This is a genomic window from Pedobacter sp., assembly GCF_045628745.1.
Lineage (GTDB): Bacteria > Bacteroidota > Bacteroidia > Sphingobacteriales > Sphingobacteriaceae > Pedobacter.
This window is the reverse complement of record NZ_JAZQPU010000214.1, coordinates 1-3,588: the sequence shown is the minus strand read 5'-3', so window position 1 is coordinate 3,588 and position 3,588 is coordinate 1. Positions and strand designations below refer to the sequence as shown.

Sequence of the window (3,588 nt, the reverse complement as noted above, 5' to 3'; positions counted from 1 at the left end):
AAATATGCAGAAGTTGTAAATGGCCCGGGCCGGTACATGATTCCCATGATCCGCCTGTCAGAAGTATTATTAATTGCCGCTGAATGTCATCCTGATCAGGCAACAGGGATGAGCTATTTAAACAAATTACGGACAGCACGGAATGCTGTAGATTTAGTTGCCGCTACACCGGCCGCACGGCTCACCCAAATTGGTAATGAGCACCGGAGAGAAATGCTTGGGGAAGGGCAACAGTTCTTTTTCTATAAAAGAAATTCTTATTTAAATATTCCGAACCACAATACGGTTCCAGGAACACCTGATAAAGCCATGTTACTCAACAATTATATCATTCCATTACCCGATAGTGAAACTTCACAAAGGCAATAATCTAAATTAAAACAACATGAAAAAAATATTAGTATATGTGGTCCTTTTTCAGTTTGCCCTCATCTTTATGGGCTGTGAAAAAGAAATGATGTCGTACGAAGGTAAAGAAGGAGTTTACTTTGGGGTAAGGCATGGCAGTGCAACCAGCGCTGAAAATCTATTGCCTTATCAACCCTACAGCAATGTAGAATTTATCAACATCAAAAAAGATGTAGTTGATTTTCCCGTGAAAGTTGATATATCAGGTCCTGTTAAGGACTATGACCGGAGTTTCAGAATAGAAGTAAATCCAGATTCTACCACAGCCATTTTAGGAAAGCACTATGAAGCAGTACAGGAGTTATGGACTGTCCGTGCTGGCTCTTCTACAGCTACAATTACCGTTAAAATTATGCGCACACCCGATTTAGAAGATGAAGTCAAAACTTTAGGCCTGCGTCTGGTTCCGACTAAAGATTTTGTTTTATCCTTCCCGGAATGGGATGCAATACCAGCACTTAATGGCGGTACCATAGTTCAGAAATTCGATGCAAGCCTTCATACCCTAAGAATCAATGACTTCATGGTTACGCCTGGACTTTGGTTGGGATCCCTGCAGGCCGGAAATAAGGAAGGTGGTTCTTTTGGTGTATTTACACGAAAAAAAATGGAATTCCTAACCGAATACTTAGGGTTAACTTATGAGGATTTTGCCAGCAGTGAAACCATGCCTTTAGCTAGAGTGGCACTTATAGGTGCAGATGCTGCAGCGATTTTAATCGAACGTTTCAATGCCAAAAATCCTGTTCTCGAAGCAGATGGACGTCTGATGTTCTTCGGTCCAGTACCATGGACCTCTATTGTCGGAGTTCCTTATGTGCCAACTCCTTAATCGGCAGAAAACAGTATAGTATCAACAAATTTAGAACCATCACATGAAAATACATCATTATACACTTATACTATTGTCCTTTCTCTTTGCAACTTCCTGTAGTAAAGATATAGGCGTTTATGATTACCATGACATTAATGAATTAAAGATTAGCGGCATTGCAAGTACCATTAACTTACGACGCACGCTAGATACCCTACGACTCAACCCAATCATAGACGCTACTTTGGATGATGGTGAAGTTAACCGCTATAGCTATGCCTGGGTATTACAATCAGGACCTATGATATTCGACACAATTGGTCGTGAAAAAAACCTGAACTATCCAATTTTATTAAATCCTGGTCCTTATAGTATCTATTATAGGGTATTAGATAAAAAAACCGGTATCAAAGGAATGTCAAACATCACTTTAAATGTGAGCACAGCTTTTTCCCGTGGTTTATTAATCATGGGTGAAGATGAGGAGGGTTATGCAGAAGCAGAGATGCTTTCGATGTTGAATGATACGATACATTTTAAGCATATTTTATCCGAAAGTGGCTTGCCACGTTTACGTGAGCCCATGAATTTTTTCCATACCGGAGGTACTTATGATCCTTATATTAAACTTTGGGTAAATACGAAGACACAATCGTACTATTTGGATCGAGTAACGTTAAAAAGTACGCCTGCCAATACCCTAAGCAGATTGATCTACGCCTCAGAGCCAATTGACCAGGCAACACTTCATCCTATTGTCATTGCTCCTCAAGTGACGCAAACAAATGGAAATAACTCCTCCTCAACCAGTGGTTCTAGTTACCGCGTGGTTTTAACAAAAGCTGGTGATATCTTCGCCTCCTTCCTGGCATTAAATGGTGGAGATTTTTATACTAACCCGGTTAATAAAGCCAGTGACGCACCTACGGTGCGTCTTGTTGCTGCACCTTACCTCCTGTATCCCATCAACAATATGTCGTCGTTTATGTGGTATGACATTAAAAATCAACGATTTCTAAACTTCACCTCTTTTGGCTCAACAACTCCTGCCGCAGTGTTGACAGATAAAGATACAGAACCATTTCCCTGGAATCAGGCAAAAACAGGCCGAAAGTTAGTCTATGCCGAAAACACCAGAGCAGTTGAAAGTGGTTATGCCAATGGCATCAGCTTTGCTATTATGAAGGATCCAGCAAATGTGCATTATGTATATAAATTCTATGCCAACGGGAGTGCTCCAGCTAAAATAGGCGCTTACACGATTTCATCCATAGCCACTAACTTTGATAAAGCAGACTTTTATGCATTTTCCTCCAACCGCACGGTAATTTTCTATTCTGTAGGGAATAGACTTTATGCTTATGATTACAACCCGGGAAAAGAAAGAATATATGAATTTCCTGCACTTGGTAATGATCAGATCACGATGCTGAAGTTCGATACACAAATAAATTACGCCACCAATAGCTTATATATTGCTACCTATAACAGCTCGACGAAGGGTACTTTACGCCGTTTTATAGTAGGATCAAATCCGAATGTAGTAGAGCTTTTGCCTCAGGAAAACAGCACCTGGACCAACATGGTCAAAATCAAAGACATCAACTGGCGCGGGCTCAATTAAACAATTAATATAAAAAAATGAACTGCATCCAGATCAAAATGATATTTGCACTTTGCTTAAGTCCCCTGGCCGCCTTTACACAGGCTGGGGATTTTAAGATTGATGGAAAAGTAAACCCTAAATATAACGGCGCTTTTGTTAAGTTATACATTAGTCAGAACGACAGCCAAATAGTAGACAGTTTCCAGGTAAAAAAAGGGATTTTTAAATTTCAAGGAAAGGTTTCAGAACCAACACTGGGTACAATTAGCATGAACAAGCCAGGAATGGGTGATTGCATTGCCTTATTTCTATCTCAAGGAACAGTTCGGGTATCCACAAAGGATTCTTTAAAAAACGCGCGGATTACGGGCACAAAACTAGCTGAAGAACAAGACATCCTATCGAAATTGATGTCGGATGATGAGCAAAAGTTAAGCACCATGATTCAAATGCTAAGCAGTATGCCTGATGGACCGGAGAAAAAAGCCTATATACCAGATATGTTGAAAGCGCTTAAGAAATTAAGTGTGAACAGAGTAAGTACGATCCATCAATTTGCGAAGAACCATCCGGATTCCTATGTAACGCTTTATCATTTAGTGAATAATGTTAAAAATAGGTCAAGTTCAAAGAGCACCACACTCCCTTACTTTGAAAACCTAAGTGAAAAATTGAAGGAAACTCCAGTTGGAAAACAGTTTAAGAAAGAATTGCTGGGTATTAAATTGTTCGAAGGAAAACCTTATATAGATTTTGCTTC

The 3,588-nt window shown here is 39.8% G+C and carries 4 protein-coding genes; all 4 read left to right on the top strand.

The features are described from left to right. On the top strand, positions 1–369 hold a 369-nt coding region (locus tag ACR2F7_RS08145; RefSeq protein WP_432713086.1), incomplete at its 5' end, for a RagB/SusD family nutrient uptake outer membrane protein. A gap of 16 nt (positions 370–385) precedes the next feature. Further along, positions 386–1,240, top strand: a complete 855-nt coding sequence (locus tag ACR2F7_RS08140) for a DUF4843 domain-containing protein (RefSeq protein ID WP_432713085.1) — start codon at positions 386–388, stop codon at positions 1,238–1,240. A gap of 43 nt (positions 1,241–1,283) precedes the next feature. Continuing rightward, positions 1,284–2,846 (top strand): PKD-like family lipoprotein, encoded by a 1,563-nt coding sequence (locus tag ACR2F7_RS08135; RefSeq protein WP_432713084.1) that lies wholly within the window; start codon positions 1,284–1,286, stop codon positions 2,844–2,846. 17 nt (positions 2,847–2,863) lie between these two features. Next, the coding region (locus tag ACR2F7_RS08130; RefSeq protein ID WP_432713083.1) for a DUF4369 domain-containing protein at positions 2,864–3,588 on the top strand (725 nt) is incomplete at its 3' end.